At 52.3% G+C, this 15865-nt stretch carries 12 protein-coding genes, 1 tRNA gene and 2 other RNA genes; 12 read left to right on the top strand and 3 right to left on the bottom strand.

Annotated features, from left to right (window positions below; genetic code table 11):
- Positions 1–419 precede the first annotated feature (419 nt).
- The gene (locus tag AC2A1E_RS07615; RefSeq protein ID WP_484383253.1) at positions 420–1412 is read left to right on the top strand and encodes a fimbrial protein; all 993 of its coding nucleotides are present in this window, start codon (positions 420–422) and stop codon (positions 1410–1412) included.
- A gap of 92 nt (positions 1413–1504) precedes the next feature.
- Entirely contained in the window at positions 1505–2650 is a 1146-nt protein-coding gene (locus AC2A1E_RS07610) for a fimbrial protein (protein ID WP_484383244.1), read from the top strand.
- Between the two features lie 121 nt (positions 2651–2771).
- On the opposite strand, the gene AC2A1E_RS07605 is transcribed toward AC2A1E_RS07610, so the two are convergent.
- Entirely contained in the window at positions 2772–3167 is a 396-nt protein-coding gene (locus AC2A1E_RS07605; protein ID WP_484383243.1) for a (R)-mandelonitrile lyase, read from the bottom strand.
- A 130-nt stretch (positions 3168–3297) separates the two neighbouring features.
- On the opposite strand from AC2A1E_RS07605, the gene AC2A1E_RS07600 reads away from it, so the two are divergent.
- Complete coding sequence (locus AC2A1E_RS07600) at positions 3298–4200, top strand: LysR family transcriptional regulator (protein ID WP_484383242.1); 903 nt, start codon at positions 3298–3300, stop codon at positions 4198–4200.
- A gap of 20 nt (positions 4201–4220) precedes the next feature.
- Here the strand turns inward: AC2A1E_RS07600 and AC2A1E_RS07595 are convergent, their stop codons facing one another.
- The gene (locus AC2A1E_RS07595) at positions 4221–5276 is read right to left on the bottom strand and encodes an NAD(P)-dependent alcohol dehydrogenase (RefSeq protein WP_484383241.1); all 1056 of its coding nucleotides are present in this window, start codon (positions 5274–5276) and stop codon (positions 4221–4223) included.
- A gap of 282 nt (positions 5277–5558) precedes the next feature.
- On the opposite strand from AC2A1E_RS07595, the gene AC2A1E_RS07590 reads away from it, so the two are divergent.
- Together AC2A1E_RS07590 and AC2A1E_RS07585 are read left to right on the top strand one after the other, a co-directional pair.
- Complete coding sequence (locus tag AC2A1E_RS07590; protein WP_484383240.1) at positions 5559–6182, top strand: histidine phosphatase family protein; 624 nt, start codon at positions 5559–5561, stop codon at positions 6180–6182.
- A 161-nt stretch (positions 6183–6343) separates the two neighbouring features.
- A complete protein-coding gene (locus AC2A1E_RS07585) occupies positions 6344–6580 on the top strand; it encodes a DUF4282 domain-containing protein (protein ID WP_484383252.1) in 237 nt (78 codons plus the stop codon).
- Positions 6581–6767: 187 nt separating this feature from the next.
- Here the strand turns inward: AC2A1E_RS07585 and AC2A1E_RS07580 are convergent, their stop codons facing one another.
- Positions 6768–7517, bottom strand: a complete 750-nt coding sequence (locus tag AC2A1E_RS07580) for an NAD-dependent epimerase/dehydratase family protein (protein ID WP_484383239.1) — start codon at positions 7515–7517, stop codon at positions 6768–6770.
- A gap of 618 nt (positions 7518–8135) precedes the next feature.
- Here AC2A1E_RS07580 and bglF point away from each other — a divergent pair.
- The 7 genes from bglF (at position 8136) to AC2A1E_RS07545 (ending at position 15538) form a co-directional block, all read left to right on the top strand.
- On the top strand, positions 8136–10007 hold the full coding sequence (bglF, locus tag AC2A1E_RS07575; RefSeq protein ID WP_484383238.1) for a PTS beta-glucoside transporter subunit IIABC: 1872 nt from the start codon (positions 8136–8138) through the stop codon (positions 10005–10007).
- A 22-nt stretch (positions 10008–10029) separates the two neighbouring features.
- Positions 10030–11430 (top strand): glycoside hydrolase family 1 protein, encoded by a 1401-nt coding sequence (locus AC2A1E_RS07570; protein ID WP_484383237.1) that lies wholly within the window; start codon positions 10030–10032, stop codon positions 11428–11430.
- A 203-nt stretch (positions 11431–11633) separates the two neighbouring features.
- Positions 11634–13028 (top strand): carbohydrate porin, encoded by a 1395-nt coding sequence (locus AC2A1E_RS07565; RefSeq protein ID WP_484383236.1) that lies wholly within the window; start codon positions 11634–11636, stop codon positions 13026–13028.
- Positions 13029–13335: 307 nt separating this feature from the next.
- Positions 13336–15030 (top strand): kdo(2)-lipid A phosphoethanolamine 7''-transferase, encoded by a 1695-nt coding sequence (eptB, locus tag AC2A1E_RS07560; protein ID WP_484383235.1) that lies wholly within the window; start codon positions 13336–13338, stop codon positions 15028–15030.
- A 107-nt stretch (positions 15031–15137) separates the two neighbouring features.
- Positions 15138–15214, top strand: a tRNA-Pro gene (locus AC2A1E_RS07555).
- Between the two features lie 32 nt (positions 15215–15246).
- Positions 15247–15376, top strand: a non-coding RNA gene (locus AC2A1E_RS07550) — RtT sRNA.
- Between the two features lie 32 nt (positions 15377–15408).
- A non-coding RNA gene (locus AC2A1E_RS07545) (RtT sRNA) lies at positions 15409–15538 on the top strand.
- The last annotated feature ends 327 nt before the right edge of the window (positions 15539–15865 follow it).

Here is a 15865-nt window from a genome sequence, read left to right as displayed (position 1 = left end):
CATCAGATAACCGGCACCTTTGTTAATGACTATGGCGCGGTAAATACTTTTGATGCCCTGATTAAATAATGTTCAGTCCATTCGACAAGCCAAAAGGTTGTTGGCGTATTGCGGGGCGAGCAACGCGAGTCATTTATGTCGATCAATGACCAACGCATTACCACTATTTTCCTTTCTGGTAAGAACGGCATAAAGAGCCAGAAAGAGGGCAATGACTGATGAAATGTTCGATAAATAAAACCCAGGGCCTTTTGAGTGGATTAATGCTGAGCGTTATCAGTTCCAGTAGCTGGGCCACCGTGAGTTGTTCGTTCGCCACTAACGCGACTCAAACCGAAGCCGTGCCGTTGAACCCAGCGGCGATTTCTGCCGGAGCCGATATTCCCGTGGGGACGATTCTCTATCAGGGAACCTGGGTGATGAAAATGATCCCTATGCCGTGTACATGGGCACAAAGCGATGTTGGCAAATCATTTTGGTACAATACGGCAACGGTGATTACCAATACGCCATTCCCCCTCAGCGGTTTGACGACCGGCCCATTTGCTGGTGCAGTTTATCAGACCAATATTCCGGGCATCGGTGTGGTCATTTCACGCGCCTCTAATAGCAGCCCAATAACAACAACTAGGCTTATTGCTGCTGATGTGGAGACCGTAATTAAGCAGGTCACTACAGAGCTAGGTGGGCGCTATGATTTTGCGGGCTCAACACGCTATATTTCGTTAATTAAAACCGGCCCTATCACACCGGGTAACTATACTCTCAGCGGTGCAAATATCCCGAGTATCAAGACCACTATTGACCCCGCGTTAAATAGCCATGCTGGTTCGGCAACGGTAACCGGGTTCCCGTTTACGTTTTATAATGTCAGCTTTCAAGGTAATCTGACGGTATCAACCCAAACCTGTACAACGCCAGATGTCGCGGTTACCATAGGGAAGTATAATATCAATACGGATTTTAAAGGGATAAATACGACCACGCCTTGGGTAGATGCCTCAATTACTCTGACCAATTGCCCAACGTTCTACGGTTTTTATAATAATACCAATACGACGTTATTAATGGATTACGGTACAGGAACCAGTAACGTAACCACTTCACTCAATAATAACATTGGCGTGCAATTGACCCCAACCACCACGGTCACTGATTCCGGCAACGGGATTATGGCTCTCGATTCGACGGTAGCCGGGGCGGCATCAGGCGTCGGGATCCAGCTTGGTTGGGGAGAGAGCAGCCAAACGCCAACCCTGTTTAACTTTGCATCAGAATACCCGATGACGCTGCCGAAAGACGGGAGCCCGACTACACGTGTTCCATTGGCTGCCCGCTATATTCAAACGGCGGCAAGACCGACACCGGGCAAAGCGAATGGCAAAGTTGTTTTCCTGATTAATTATTATTAATCGATGATATGTAACACCAAAATTAAGTAGAGCCACCACCGATAGGCTCAGTGTTATTCGACAGAATTAAATAAGTTAGGAAATTTATATAGATGAAGAATATAACCAGAAATTTAATCGGGTTTATTACGGCGGCTCTAAGTATAGTGATAAGCCCGTCCGTCATGTCTGCGGTGAACTGCGCATTAACCAGTTCATCCCCCGCCGCTATTACGGCAACATTGCCATTAACACCGGCTAATATCACCGCGGGTCCTGACTTACCTGATGGCACCATACTCTATACTGGTTATTTTAAACCCACGGTCCAGCCTATTGTTATCTGTAATCCAACTTCGGCAGGCGTATATGCCTTCAGCAAGTATTTGAAAATACTCAGCGCGCCAACGGCGTTATCGGGGTGGACTAACAGTAAGTTTACTCATGTGTATGAAAGCGGTGTGGCGGGTGTCGGGATTGTTATCTGGAAAGGTTCAGTAGGAATAACGCCGACGCCGTACTCTGTACAGGACTATGGTAAAACGGGTGTCGTAGGAGTGAATAATACTTTCAATATCGATACCAGTTTCTCATTTGGCTTGATAAAAATTGGCAATATCGCGCCGGGCTCGATCAATGGGGCTAATTTCCCTACCGTGGTATCTGCGCTCACAAATAGTTCTGGTGTTCTGAACCTGCCCCCAGATCTGACGGTGGCGACAATCAATTTCAGTGGCACCATCAATGTGGTGTCAAAAACCTGTACTACGCCTGATGTGAACGTCTCTTTAGGAACTTACGAGACCCACAACTATTTCCAGCAGATAGGCTCCACAACGCCATGGGTGGATGCTTCGATTACATTAACGGACTGCCCGCGTTTTTACGGTTACTACGGTACGAGTAATGAAATCACCATCACTAACGCGGGTGGTCAAACGGTTCCGGCCCCTACCGCCAATACTCTGAAGGTATCAATGCAGCCGACAACCTCGATTCTTGATGCAACTAACGGGATTATGGCGGTAAATTCATCCGACAGTAGCACCGCAGCCACGGGCGTAGGGATACAAGTCGGATGGGGAGAGGCATCAGGAACTCCCACCCCCTTTAATTTTAACGGTATGACCTATACGCCTTCGAACAGCGGTGTCAGTACGGTGAGAATTCCACTGGCTGCCCGCTATATACAACAAAGTGCGCAAGTCACACCAGGGCGTGCGGATGGTAAGACGGTTTTTCTGATTAATTATTACTGAAGACTTTGCCGCATTAACGAAATGAAGCCGGGAAGGCGTTGATGTTTACCCTCAACGCCTTCCCGGCTTTTAAACATCTTTGGAGCGTAAAACATGTTGATACCGAGCAGCGAGAGGGCAGTTAGCTCTGATACTGGGCATCGCTGACGGGCTCCATCCATTCCACCGGGCTGCCGTTAAGTGATTCGGCGATCGCGATATGCGTCATGCTTGAATCGGCTGCGGCGCCGTGCCAATGCTTTACGCCCTCCGGGATCCAGACGATATCACCGGGTTTGATCTCTTCGGCTGTTTTTCCCCACTCCTGCACCAGACCGTGGCCTGCGATCACCAGCAGCGTTTGCCCCAGCGGATGCGTATGCCAGACGGTACGAGCGCAGGGGGCAAAGGTTACGGTTGCGCCGCCAACCCTTGCCGGCTCGCTGGCCTGGAAGGGGGCGGCAATCTTCACGTTACCGGTGAACCAGCTTGTTGGGCCTTCGACGGTGGGTTGAGTATCGCTACGGATAATCTTCATGAGTTTTTCCCCTGAATTTGAGTGATGTGAGGAAACGGCGTACCGTTGACTCAGGTTTAACAGGGTACTGCGCAGGCCGCAGAGCGACTAGAGAGCAAAATGCGCAAGGACCTATGAGAAGGACTCATTAATGTTGAGAGAAAATATCCACGACCTGATCTCTTTTTCCGTGGTCGCCACAGAAAAAAGCTTCACCCGCGCCGCCGCCAAGCTGGGCGTGTCTCAATCAGCCCTCAGCCATGCTATCCGTGGCCTGGAAGAGCGCTTGAAGATCCGCTTGCTGACGCGCACCACCCGCAGCGTGGCCCCCACCGAAGCCGGGGAGCAACTGCTTGGCCGCATTGCGCCGCTGCTGGGGAATATTGAAGATGAGCTGGTCGCGTTAACCGAGATGAATGATAAGCCAGCAGGAACTCTCCGTATCACCGCCGCCGAGCATTCGGCCCAAACGGTGCTGTGGCCTGCTCTTGAGCGTTTCTTGCCTGGTTATCCCGATATCAAGGTGGAGGTCACCATTGACTATGGCCTTAAGGATATTGTCTCTGAGCGTTACGATGCGGGGATCCGCCTGGGGGAACAGGTGGCGCAGGATATGGTGGCGGTGCGCATTGGCCCGGATATGCGCATGGCCGTGGTCGCAACGCCCGGTTATCTTGCTGGAAAAACGCTCCCTGCTACGCCGCATGACCTACAGCAGCACTGCTGTATCAACCTGCGGCTACCGACGTTGGGGGGCATCTATGCCTGGGAATTTGAGAAAGACGGCCGCCCGCTGCGAGTGCGGGTAGATGGCCAATTAATTCTGAACTCTAACTCGCAAATCATGAAGGCGTTGTTGGCCGGGTTCGGGATGGCCTTTGTGCCGGAAGATACGGTGCTGGATGAGCTGAAAAGCGGCAGGCTGGTGCGGTTTCTCGAAGACTGGTGCGCGCCGTTTCCCGGTTACTATCTCTATTACCCGAGCCGCCGGCAGCATACTTCGGCATTCGCTCTGTTGATTGAAGCACTGCGCTATCAACCCCCTTCACCCTAAGGGTGAAGGGGATCCGCACATCACGCTTGCAGCGAAGCCATGTCGATCACGAAGCGGTATTTGACGTCGCTTTTTAGCATACGCTGATAAGCCTGATTAATATTTTGTATATCAATCAGTTCCACATCGGAAGTAATACCGTGTTGACCACAGAAATCCAGCATTTCCTGCGTTTCGGCAATGCCACCAATCACCGAACCGGCGACGGATTTGCGGCCCATCACCAACAGAGCGCTGTTGAGCACCGGGTCCAGCGCCCCCAGATAGCCCACCAGAACCAGCGTGCCATCCAGTGCCAGCGTTGGTATGTAGGGATTCAGGTCATGCACATAAGGGACCGTATCAATGATCAGATCGAATTGGCCTTTTACGCTGGCCATCTGGGCGTTATCACTGGAAAGCACCACATGATGAGCGCCTAAACGGCGTGCATCCTGTTCTTTGCCCGGCGAACGGGTAAACAGGGTGACTTCTGCCCCCAGAGCATGGGCCAGTTTCAGCGCCATATGGCCTAAACCGCCTAAGCCCACCACGGCAACCTTGCTGCCGGGGCCAACCTGCCAATGGCGCAGTGGCGACCAGGTGGTGATCCCGGCACACAGCAGCGGTGCTGCACTTTTTAAATCGAGCCCCGACGGCATTTTCAGAACGAACTTGTCGGAAACCACGATTTTCTCTGAATAGCCGCCGTAGGTTGGCATCTGGTCATGCCGGTCGGTATTGTTGTAGGTCAGGGTTGGGCCTTCTTCACAATATTGTTCCAACCCCTGTTCACAGGCGCTGCAATGCTGGCAGGAATCTACCATGCAGCCGACGCCCACGTAGTCACCCGGTTTGAAGCGTGAAACTCCAGCGCCGACACTGATCACCTGGCCAATAATCTCGTGGCCTGGCACCAGTGGGTAGGTCGCTCTGCCCCAATCATTCTGCACATGATGCAGGTCAGAGTGGCAAACGCCACAGTAGAGAATTTGAACCACAACATCGTTGGCCCGTGGGTCGCGGCGAATAAAGCGATGTGTAACCAGCGCCTCTTTGGCTGCCATGGCAGCGTAACCAAGTACATTCATCGACATGTTGATGCCTCTTCGGATCGGTGTGCGCAGACAACGCGCAGGGTTTGACGTTAATCAGTCAAGGTTAGCAGCGCGTTATCCTTAAGAATAGTCAGGGTAATCAGTATGAGCTTATGAGCTGAACTCATAAGCGGTGATAGGGTTTTACAGCGAAAGGATTCACGCAATAGCCAGAAAGCGTAGGAGTAGTCTGATTCATGGCGTACAGGGTGGAGTTGCCCGCGTTAGCCTCTCGCGATGGTCTATAGTTATCGCTCAGGATGGCGGGCTGAGAGGGAAGATATGCGCTTTATCGTTATCAGGCATGCAGAATCACAATGGAACCGGGAAGGGATCATCCAGGGGCAGCTCGATAGCCCGGTGACGCCACATGGGCACCGGCAGATCGCTGCGCTGATGGCCGCGCTGAAAGACATTCCCTTTACCCAATTTTTCAGTTCGCCTTCGGGGCGGGCGATGACCACCGCACAGGCATTGGCGGCACACTGCCAGTGTGAGGTCAGCAGCGATGCGCGATTATATGAACAGCACTTTGGTTACCTGCAGGGCCACCCCTATCATCAGGCGATGCGTAATCACCCCGAGACCTTTTCGCGTATTTTTGCCGGTGAACCGACGGCCGCAGCCCCAGAAGGCGAATCGGCAATGGACGTTGCCCAGCGAATGGTCGCTTTCTTTCAGGGGTTTTCTCCTTCCCAGCGCGGTACCTTTGGCGTAGTGACGCATGGCCATGCATTGCAGGCGTTGATTTGGCAACTGAAGGGCAGTGATTGGATGGAGGATATCAGCAAATACGTCCACCCCAGCTGTGGCTATTCCGTGCTTGAAGTGAGTCATGGGCGGCTGCAATTGCAAAGCTGGGGCGTGGCGACACATTTGCGAGCGTTGCATCCGGCACCTATTTAACGACTTAAACAGAGTGTATCGAAAGACGCTTTTCTTTTAATTGATGCGTTTACTCTTTGTAAAATTCAGAAAAGATTATTAATATTTGGTCACTGCTTGTGGCAGTGAGAGGCACATTTGCCTTTTTTGGGAAATCAAATATTAACGAGGGAAAACACATAGTGAAAAATATTTTCTTTTTTGAGGCGATGTTGACGCCAAAAATCATCACTTTCGTCTATTGGCTCAGCTTACTGGGGGTTGTCGTTGGCGGTGTTGGGCTAATGATTTATGGCGAATTTTTCCGTGGCCTGCTGGGCTTGATCATCGGCGGCGTGTTCACCCGCGTTTGTTTTGAAATGGTTATTATTGCGTTTAAAAATAACGAGTACCTGCGCAAAATTGCCGAAAAACCGTAATATCGTACGTCATCAACGCCGGGAATAGCCCGGCGTTGGCGTTATTTCTTCTCGCCCGCCCTGGCTTTTATCCATTATCCATTTTGTATCATTACTGTTATTACAAATAATATGGCTGTTAATTATCATCAACTGATGTTGCGTGCCGGGTTCACCCCAATTTACCGGAGTGAATCAATCATTATCTTTAAGTAAAACCGTGTAGGGCAAATGCATCATCCTTGGGATGGTAGCCGAGCAGGTGCGTGGTTTCCTCCAGCGATAGCCTTTTATAGTGATTGTTGGAAATGCCATGCACCACGGCATGCTGTACATCCGCTACCCGAATGCAGCGGTCGAGCAGATTGGCCGCATCCCGATGACTGAGAAATGCGCTCATGTCGCGGGCGCTGATGCGTTGGTTGGTCGCCAGCGTCGTTAAGTTGGCAATACGCACTGACAGTGCCGAAAGCCCTTCCTGATGGGCAAAATAGGCGGCAATCCCTTCCCCAAAGGCCTTACTGAGGCCGTACAGATTCTTTGGCTTCGGCGCATCTGCCGGGCGCACCTGATAATCCAGCGGATAGCCCTCAACGACCTGCGCACAACTGGCGAAGACCACGCGCTTGCAGCCCGCATCTTTTGCCGCCCGGAAAATATTGAATGTGCCAAGAATATTGTTTTTCATCAGTGAGGTACAGAAATCCGCATTGGGCGAAGGATCGGCTGCCAGATGTAAAACGGTATCGATATTGGTACAAGCGATGCGGCAGGCCTGGATATCGGTGATGTCAAACACCAGCGCTTCATCATCGGGGCGCACATCGGTCAGTAGACCCGGTTCTTTTTCTGCCAGCCGAAAAAGATAACGGTCGGCAGCCAATTGCCTGAAAGCCATTGCAACCCGGCCGCCTGCGCCGGTGATTAAAATCCGCCCAATTTTTGTACGTAAAGCCATGGTTACGGCTGTCCCTAAAACAAATACGCAGGGCATCATTAATAATACTGCTGATTATTTTTGTCCACATTTTAATTAATTTTTCTGATGTATCACGTATAAAAATTAAGACTATTCCCATGATTTATTTGCGGAAATAGACTGTTATTTAAGAGTTTTCCGGTTGAAAAGCAGGATCGCAGAATAAAAAAATTTAACGATAAAAAGCTCTGACCAAGATTAATATCATGTTATGCATGTGTTTTTTTTGCTTTTGGCAATGTGAAATATTCAAGTCAAATGTATACGTACTATGAATTACATTGGTACATCTAATTAGAGATGTTAATGATTTTTTTGCATGTGTCGTCATGCCGCGTTTTGTATTCTGGATCACAGTTCGGCAACTTTATGGCGGAAAGTCTTGCTGCATTGAAAAACGGAATGTTACCGTCATAGCTCAGCCGATTTAGGGTTGTCACTGTTTCGGCAGGCAAAACCTAAACCTCACGCTTCTGTATTCCCCCGTTGGAATCAGAGGCAATGAGGTTTAGGTTTTTTTTTGCGCTGAATTCCACTATGGCGATTGGCCCTCGCCGTGGAGGTGAATCGGCAGAGCTGAGTGTTAAGGATACCTTTATGAAATATCAGGAGTTAGCCAGTGAGATCTTGGCCGGCGTCGGTGGCCGCGACAATGTGAAAAGCCTGGTGCATTGCGCCACCCGCCTGCGGTTTAAGCTACGTGATGGCCGCCAGGCGAGTGCTGAAACATTGAAGAAAAACCCCGGCATTATCATGGTGGTGGAAAGCGGCGGCCAGTTTCAGGTGGTGGTCGGCAACCATGTAGGGGAAGTCTATAAGGCAGTGAATAGCTTGGCCGAATTCGGTGATGAGGCCCCAGCCAAGGACGATGAGGGTAAAAAAGAGAACCTGCTCAGCCGGTTGATCGACGTTATTTCCGGCATTTTCACGCCACTGCTCGGCGTGATGGCGGCTTCGGGGATCCTGAAAGGTTTCCTGGCGCTGAGTCTGGCCTGCGGTTGGATGTTGGACGGCAGTGGCACTTACAAACTGCTGTTTGCGGCCAGCGACGCATTGTTCTACTTCTTCCCGATCATGCTGGGTTATACCGCTGGCAAAAAGTTCGGCGGCAATGTCTTCGTGACCATGGCGATTGGCGGCGCACTGACGCATCCCTTGATGATGGCGGCCTTCCAAGCGGCACAGCAACCGGGAGCCCAGCCTGAGCACTTCCTCGGTATTCCTATTACCTTTATCAACTACAGCTCGTCGGTGATTCCGATCATTTTTGCCGCTTGGGTTTCCTGCCGCCTGGAGCCGCTGTTTAACCGGGTGATCCACAGTGCGCTGCGTAACTTTGTCACACCGTTGATGTGCTTGGTGGTGACCGTTCCGCTGACTTTCCTGCTGATTGGCCCGGCCGCGACCTGGCTAAGCCACCTGCTGGCTCATGGTTATCAAACCATTTATGCCTTCAACCCGGTGATTGCCGGTGCCTTTATGGGGGCAATGTGGCAGGTCTGCGTGATCTTCGGCCTACACTGGGGATTGGTGCCGCTGATGATCAACAACCTGAGCGTGCTGGGGCGTGACACCATGTCGCCACTGCTGCTGCCTGCGGTGATGGGGCAGGTGGGGGCCACGCTGGGCGTGATGCTGCGCACTCGCGACGCCAAATTGCGCGTTATGGCGGGATCTGCGGTCAGCGCCGGTATCTTCGGCATTACCGAACCGGCGGTTTACGGGGTCACGCTGCCGAATAAGCGGCCGTTTATCTTCGGCTGTATCGGCGGTGCGTTAGGTGGGGCGGTGATCGGTTACTTCCACAGTGCGGTCTACTCGTTTGGTTTGGTGAGCATCTTCACCTTTGCCCAGATCATCCCGGCCGGGGGTTTTGATGCCACGGTGTGGGGCGCGATCGTCGGCACGCTGGTGTCGTTCCTGTTTGCCGCGATTGCCAGTTACCTGTTTGGCCTCACGCCACCCGCCGAAGAAGCGCCTGCGGTGGCAACATCGGCCGAGACGCCACTTAACCGTAAGCAATTCGTCAGCAGCCCGATTGCCGGAGACATCATCCCATTGGAACAGGTCAATGACGCCACCTTCGCCAGCGGCCTGCTGGGCAAAGGGGTAGCGATCAAGCCGCACCAGGGGCGGGTGGTGGCACCGGTTAACGGCCACGTGGTGTCGCTGTTCAAGACCAAGCACGCCATTGGCATTGAATCGGATGAGGGGGCTGAACTGTTAATCCATGTCGGTATTGATACCGTCAAACTCGACGGCCTGCATTTCACCGCGCACATCAAAGAGGGCGATCGCGTGATGCAGGGCGATCTGCTGATCGAGTTCGATCAGGCCGCCATTCACGCCGCCGGTTTTGACACCACGACGCCGATCATCATCAGCAACAGCGATGACTACGTTGACGTGCTGACCAACGGCCACAGTCCGGTGCAGGAACAGGCATCGTTACTGACTTTATTACGTTAATCAGAATCATTGAGGAGAGACAATGAGTAGCAAATTTCCAGAACACTTTCTGTGGGGCGGCGCGGTCGCGGCAAATCAGGTGGAAGGCGCGTATCTGACGGACGGTAAAGGCCTTTCAACCTCGGATCTGCAGCCTCAAGGGATTTTCGGTGCGCTGACGCCGCGCGTGGCGGGCGACAGCGGCATCAAGGATGTGGCGATCGATTTCTATCATCGTTATCCGCAGGATATCGCGCTGTTTGCCGAAATGGGCTTTAAGTGCCTGCGTACCTCGATTGCCTGGGCGCGCATTTTCCCGCAGGGCGATGAGGAAGTGCCAAACGAAGCCGGGCTGGCGTTTTACGATCGGCTGTTTGATGAGATGGCGAAATACGGCATTCAGCCGCTGATCACCCTGTCTCACTACGAAATGCCGTATGGCCTGACGCAAAAATACGGCGGCTGGGCCAGCCGTAAAACCATCGGCTTCTTCGAACGTTATGCCCGCACGGTGTTTGAGCGCTACAAACATAAGGTGAAACATTGGCTGACGTTCAATGAGATTAATATGTCGCTGCACGCGCCGTTCACCGGCGTCGGGTTGCCGGAAGACAGCAGCAAAAGTGAGATTTATCAGGCGATTCACCATCAACTGGTCGCCAGTGCCAAAGCGGTCAAAACCTGCCATGAGATTGTGCCGGGCGGGCAAATCGGCAATATGCTGCTGGGGGGCATTCTCTACCCGCTGACCTGCAAACCGGAAGACCTGCTGGAAACCCAACGGCAGAACCGCGATTGGCTGTTCTTTGGCGACGTGCAGGCGCGCGGTGCCTATCCGGCCTATATGCAGCGTTTCTTCCGCGAAAACGGTATCCAGGTGGAAATCACCAGTGAAGATAAACAGGCGCTGCGTGAAACCATCGACTTTATCTCCTTCAGCTATTACATGAGTGGCTGTGTGACCACCGACGAGGAACAGAACAACACCGCGCGTGCCAATATCCTCAATATGGTGCCTAACCCGCATCTGGCCAGTTCGGAATGGGGTTGGCAGATCGACCCGATTGGCCTGCGCTACTTGCTCAACGTGCTGTATGACCGCTATCAGAAACCGCTGTTTATCGTCGAAAACGGGTTGGGGGCCAAAGATCGTCTCGAAGCCGACGGCAGTATCAACGACGATTACCGCATCAACTATCTCAACGATCACCTGGTGCAGGTGGGTGAGGCGATCGACGACGGGGTTGAGGTGATGGGTTATACCAGTTGGGGGCCGATCGACTTGGTGAGCGCCTCGAAGGCAGAAATGTCGAAACGCTACGGCTTTATTTACGTCGATCGCGACGACGCCGGTAACGGCAGCCTGGAGCGCCACCGGAAAAAGAGTTTCTATTGGTATCGTGATGTGATCCGCAGCAATGGCAGCAGCCTGAAAGCCAAGTAATCATCGCTAAATCCCCTCTCTCCTGGTGGGAGAGGGAACATCATATTAAGCATCGTGCGCTTAAGCGCGGTGTGAGTCCATAGGGCGAGTTATTCAATAAATAACGAAAACATCTTGTTGTTCATTATGGGTTATTTGTACCCAGGGAATGCTGTTGCCCGCAGTCAGTACCTGGGAATATTGGCATACGGAGAAAGTTAATAATGAAATATTCGATACCTCAGGCGCTGACTCTGGCAACGCTATTGCTGGCCAGTGGCAGTGTGCAGGCAGAAGCACTGCAAAGCAGCCAAGACGTTGAGGCGTCAACCCCGCAGTGGCAGGGAGTTGCACTGGGTTTTGAACCGCCACAGGCAGGGCTGTTGGGAGAGATGCTGGGGATTAGACCGATTCTGGAAGATCACGGTTTCCATTATAACCTTGGCTATCTCAGCCAGATTTCCTACAACGCCGGTGGCGGTTACAACCACAATAAACAGGCGTCGTATATCGATCAGTTTGCGTTGACGTTCAGCCAGGATCTGGAGCAATGGAGCGGTATTCCCGACGCGGCGATCGAAGGCAATATCGTCAACCGTAACCACGATAACAACCTGACGCGCGATCGCCTGCAAGACCCACGGGTTAATCCGACCGATCTGTCGCAGGAAAGCTACGGCGGGCAGTCCATCACCCGGCTCGGCTGGCTGACCTTCAGCCGCAGCTTTATGGATCGTAAGCTGCATTGGCGCATCGGCCTGATGAACAAGGTGCAGGATTTCGATCAGATCATTCCCTGTGATTTCCAGACGCTGTCGCTGTGTGGCGGTAAATCGGCCAATTCACTCACCTGGTACAACTGGAACGTCCATTATTGGGGCACCAGCCTACAGTACAAACTCACCGATGAGCTGACGCTTAAAACCGGGATCCTTGAGCAGAACCCGCAGGCTCCGAGCCGCAGCCACGCCTGGAGCTGGTCGACCAAAGGCAGCAAAGGGATGTTGTTACCGGTTGAACTGGAACTGAAGACCCAGGCGGTTAATCAGTTGCCTGCGGTGTATAACCTTGGCGTGCTGTACACCAACGCCGATCAGCAGGATTTGTACCGTGGCGTCTCCGGCGGGCCAGGGGCCAGCGATCCTGACGGTTACCGCAGCCATAGCCAAACCTGGTTTATGTACACCGGTTTCAACCAGCAGGTGACGCGCCACCAAGGCGACGCCAACCGTGGCCTGAGCCTGTTCTACAGCATGAGCCTGGCCGATCAGCGCTCCAACTATATACACTATGCGCTTGCCACCGGGATCCGCTACCGTGGCCTGTTTGATGCGCGCCCTGATGACTGGCTGGGCCTGGGCGTATCGCGGGTGAAATTAAGCGATCGTTATCAGGACAACCGGCGTTACCTGAACCAGCTCAACAACGCCACCGATTATCAGGACCCGAACTATCATCCGGTTCCGGGCCATTCGGTAACGGCGGAGCTGTATTATCGCTTCAAAGCCACGCCGTGGATGGAGCTACAGCCGGGTCTGCAATACTGGCATGCTCCTGGTGGCGTGAGTGAAACCCAGGATGCATGGGTGACAGCGCTGAAAACCGTAGTGACCTTCTGATGGAGCGTGGAGCGAAGCCGCCGGTGGGTTCATTTTCTTACGCCACTCGCGGTCACATCGGCGTTATCCATAACATTAAGTGATGTTTCCTGCCAAAAACCGGTGAAAGCTGGGGCTTCGGCCCCACTTATTATCCCTGTTTTCTCGCCAAATTCCGCCGCGAAAAGTGGAAAAAAATGCTTATCCCGTGATAATTATCTTAATTATGCGGGGTAAAACCGAACTTATTGCCTGGCGAATGAACCTGCAACCGCATTGACTGTCTGATGGGGCCATAGCAAGTAAAGCCTCGGAGCTTCTGCGTTACATGAGTAAAGTTAATTCGTTGTCCCAGCAGAATTTATCGTTATTGCTGGCGATCTATATCGGCATTTTTTTGAATATCTCCGTTTTCTACCGCCGTTTTGACTCTTTTGCCCAAAGCATTCAAGGGATTAAGGTTATCGCCGCGGCGACCGAAGTGGCGGCCATTGTGCTGTTCACCTTCTTTATCCTGCGGCTGATGTCGCTCGGTGGGCGGCTGTTTTACCGCATTATCGCCTCGCTGCTGGTGTTGATTTCCGTGGCGGCCAGCTATTACATGACGTTCTTCAACGTGGTGATTGGCTACGGGATTATCGTCTCGGTGATGACCACCGATATTGATCTTTCCAAAGAGCTGATTGGGCTGCACTTTGTGCTGTGGATGGTGGTAGTCAGCGCCTTGCCGCTGCTGTGTATCTGGACGAACAGCTTGCGGAATACGCTGATTGAACAGTTAAAAACCCCAGGGCACCGCACGAAACCGCTGTTGATACTGCTGGCGGTGGTGGCTCTGGTGTGGCTGCCGTTACGTACGCTGGATAAGCAGCAAAACGCGCAGGAAAAAATCACCAATATCGATCTGCCCAGCTACGGCGGCGTGGTAGCGCACTCTTATCTGCCTTCTAACTGGTTGTCGGCATTAGGGTTGTTTGCTTATACCCGTTACGATGAAAGCCAGGATGACGCTAATATGTTTGATCCGGGCAAAAATTTTACTTATGTGCCACCGGCCGGGATCGATGATACCTACGTGGTGTTTATTATCGGCGAAACCACCCGCTGGGATCATATGGGGTTGCTGGGCTATGGCCGCGATACCACGCCGAAACTGTCTCAGGAAAAAAACCTGGTGGCGTTTCGCGGTGAATCCTGCGATACCGCCACCAAGCTGTCACTACGTTGTATGTTTGTCCGCGAAGGAGGGGCACTGGATAATCCGCAACGCACCCTGAAAGAGCAGAATGTGTTCGCCGTACTGAACGCCCTGGGGTTCACCTCTGAACTGTTCGCCATGCAAAGTGAAGTGTGGTTCTACAACAATACCAACGTGGATAATTACTCTTTCCGCGAAATGATCGCCTCTGAGAAGCGTAACGATGGCAAGTCGGTAGACGATATGCTGCTGGTGGACGAGATGAAAGAGTCGCTGGCGCGTTATCCGGATGGTAAGCATCTGGTGATCCTACATACCAAAGGGTCACATTATCTCTATTCGCAGCGTTATCCTCGCAGCTTCGCGCGCTATCAGCCGGAGTGTATGGGGGTGGATGAATTCTGTTCCAAAGAGTGGCTGATCAACGCTTATGACAACTCGGTGCTGTATACCGATACCTTTATCAGCAGTGTGATCGATCAGGTGCGCGACAAGAAAGCCATCGTGTTTTATGCCGCCGATCACGGTGAGTCGATCGGTGAGAACTCTCACTTGCACGGCACGCCGCGTGAAATGGCCCCGTCAGAGCAGTTTCGCGTGCCGATGATGGTTTGGGCATCCGATCAATTCCTGGCCGAACCGCAGCATCAAAGGGCGTTCGAGCAGTTGCAGGCGCAGCAACGTATTGGCAAAACCCATCGTCACGTCGAATTGTTTGACTCCATTCTTGGCTGCCTCGGCTACACCTCACCAAACGGCGGCATTGCGGATAAAAACAACTGGTGCCATGTACCACGCAGCGAACCGGTGAATAACGTGCTGTAATCTGTTTACCAGAGCTTGGCTGGCTGATGCTTTTGCCACCAGTTGGGCAGTACGATGGAGAAAGTCATTGACGCGTATAATTGCCAGCAGTAATATGCGCCCCGCTACGGCGAGTAGCGCAGCTTGGTAGCGCAACTGGTTTGGGACCAGTGGGTCGGAGGTTCGAATCCTCTCTCGCCGACCACATTTGAAAAACCTGCTTTCGAGCAGGTTTTTTTTCGTCTGAAATTTAAGAGGATGAGAACCTCCGAAGGAGGTTTGAGCCGAGCGAAGAGAGGCAACGTTGCTTTAGCAACGGCCCGTAGGGCGAGCATCGAAGATGCAAGTAATCCTCTCTCGCCGACCACATTTGAAAAACCTGCTTTCGAGCAGGTTTTTTTTCGTCTGAAATTTAAGAGGATGAGAACCTCCGAAGGAGGTTTGAGCCGAGCGAAGCGAGGCAACGTTGCTTTAGCAACGGCCCGTAGGGCGGGCATCGAAGATGCAAGTAATCCTCTCTCGCCGACCACATTTGAAAAACCCGCTTTCGAGCAGGTTTTTTTTCGTCTGAAATTTAAGAACATCGAAGATGCGAGCTATCTTCCCCCTCTTGCTAGAAACCACTGACAGAAGTTTTTTTACGCCGTGCAGAATGGGGCTGGGGCACCGATTACAAAACGCTGTCCCCTCCGATCTTTTGGGTAGCGTGCAGCATTTCATCCTGCCTTTTACCTGGATCACAAAAATAACCGTTCAGATATTCGTCATTCAGTAACAAACTTTTTTAGTTTTTTATTGGAGGTTAACGCTGGTTAATTTCTATTAACTGGCGTATTGGTCTGAAAAAATGCCCATA

The organism is Serratia sp. HNCC26DJ206, from assembly GCF_057180605.1.
This window is presented reverse-complemented; position numbering and strand designations above follow the sequence as displayed.

What these genes read in the sequence shown, in the direction of transcription:
- AC2A1E_RS07615 (WP_484383253.1), top strand. Translation starts at nt 420, where the DNA reads ATGAAAATGATCCCTATGCCGTGTACATGGGCACAAAGCGATGTTGGC.
- AC2A1E_RS07610 (WP_484383244.1), top strand. Translation starts at nt 1,505, where the DNA reads ATGAAGAATATAACCAGAAATTTAATCGGGTTTATTACGGCGGCTCTA.
- AC2A1E_RS07605 (WP_484383243.1), bottom strand. Translation starts at nt 3,167, where the DNA reads ATGAAGATTATCCGTAGCGATACTCAACCCACCGTCGAAGGCCCAACA.
- AC2A1E_RS07600 (WP_484383242.1), top strand. Translation starts at nt 3,298, where the DNA reads ATGTTGAGAGAAAATATCCACGACCTGATCTCTTTTTCCGTGGTCGCC.
- AC2A1E_RS07595 (WP_484383241.1), bottom strand. Translation starts at nt 5,276, where the DNA reads ATGTCGATGAATGTACTTGGTTACGCTGCCATGGCAGCCAAAGAGGCG.
- AC2A1E_RS07590 (WP_484383240.1), top strand. Translation starts at nt 5,559, where the DNA reads ATGCGCTTTATCGTTATCAGGCATGCAGAATCACAATGGAACCGGGAA.
- AC2A1E_RS07580 (WP_484383239.1), bottom strand. Translation starts at nt 7,517, where the DNA reads ATGGCTTTACGTACAAAAATTGGGCGGATTTTAATCACCGGCGCAGGC.
- bglF (WP_484383238.1), top strand. Translation starts at nt 8,136, where the DNA reads ATGAAATATCAGGAGTTAGCCAGTGAGATCTTGGCCGGCGTCGGTGGC.
- AC2A1E_RS07570 (WP_484383237.1), top strand. Translation starts at nt 10,030, where the DNA reads ATGAGTAGCAAATTTCCAGAACACTTTCTGTGGGGCGGCGCGGTCGCG.
- AC2A1E_RS07565 (WP_484383236.1), top strand. Translation starts at nt 11,634, where the DNA reads ATGAAATATTCGATACCTCAGGCGCTGACTCTGGCAACGCTATTGCTG.
- eptB (WP_484383235.1), top strand. Translation starts at nt 13,336, where the DNA reads ATGAGTAAAGTTAATTCGTTGTCCCAGCAGAATTTATCGTTATTGCTG.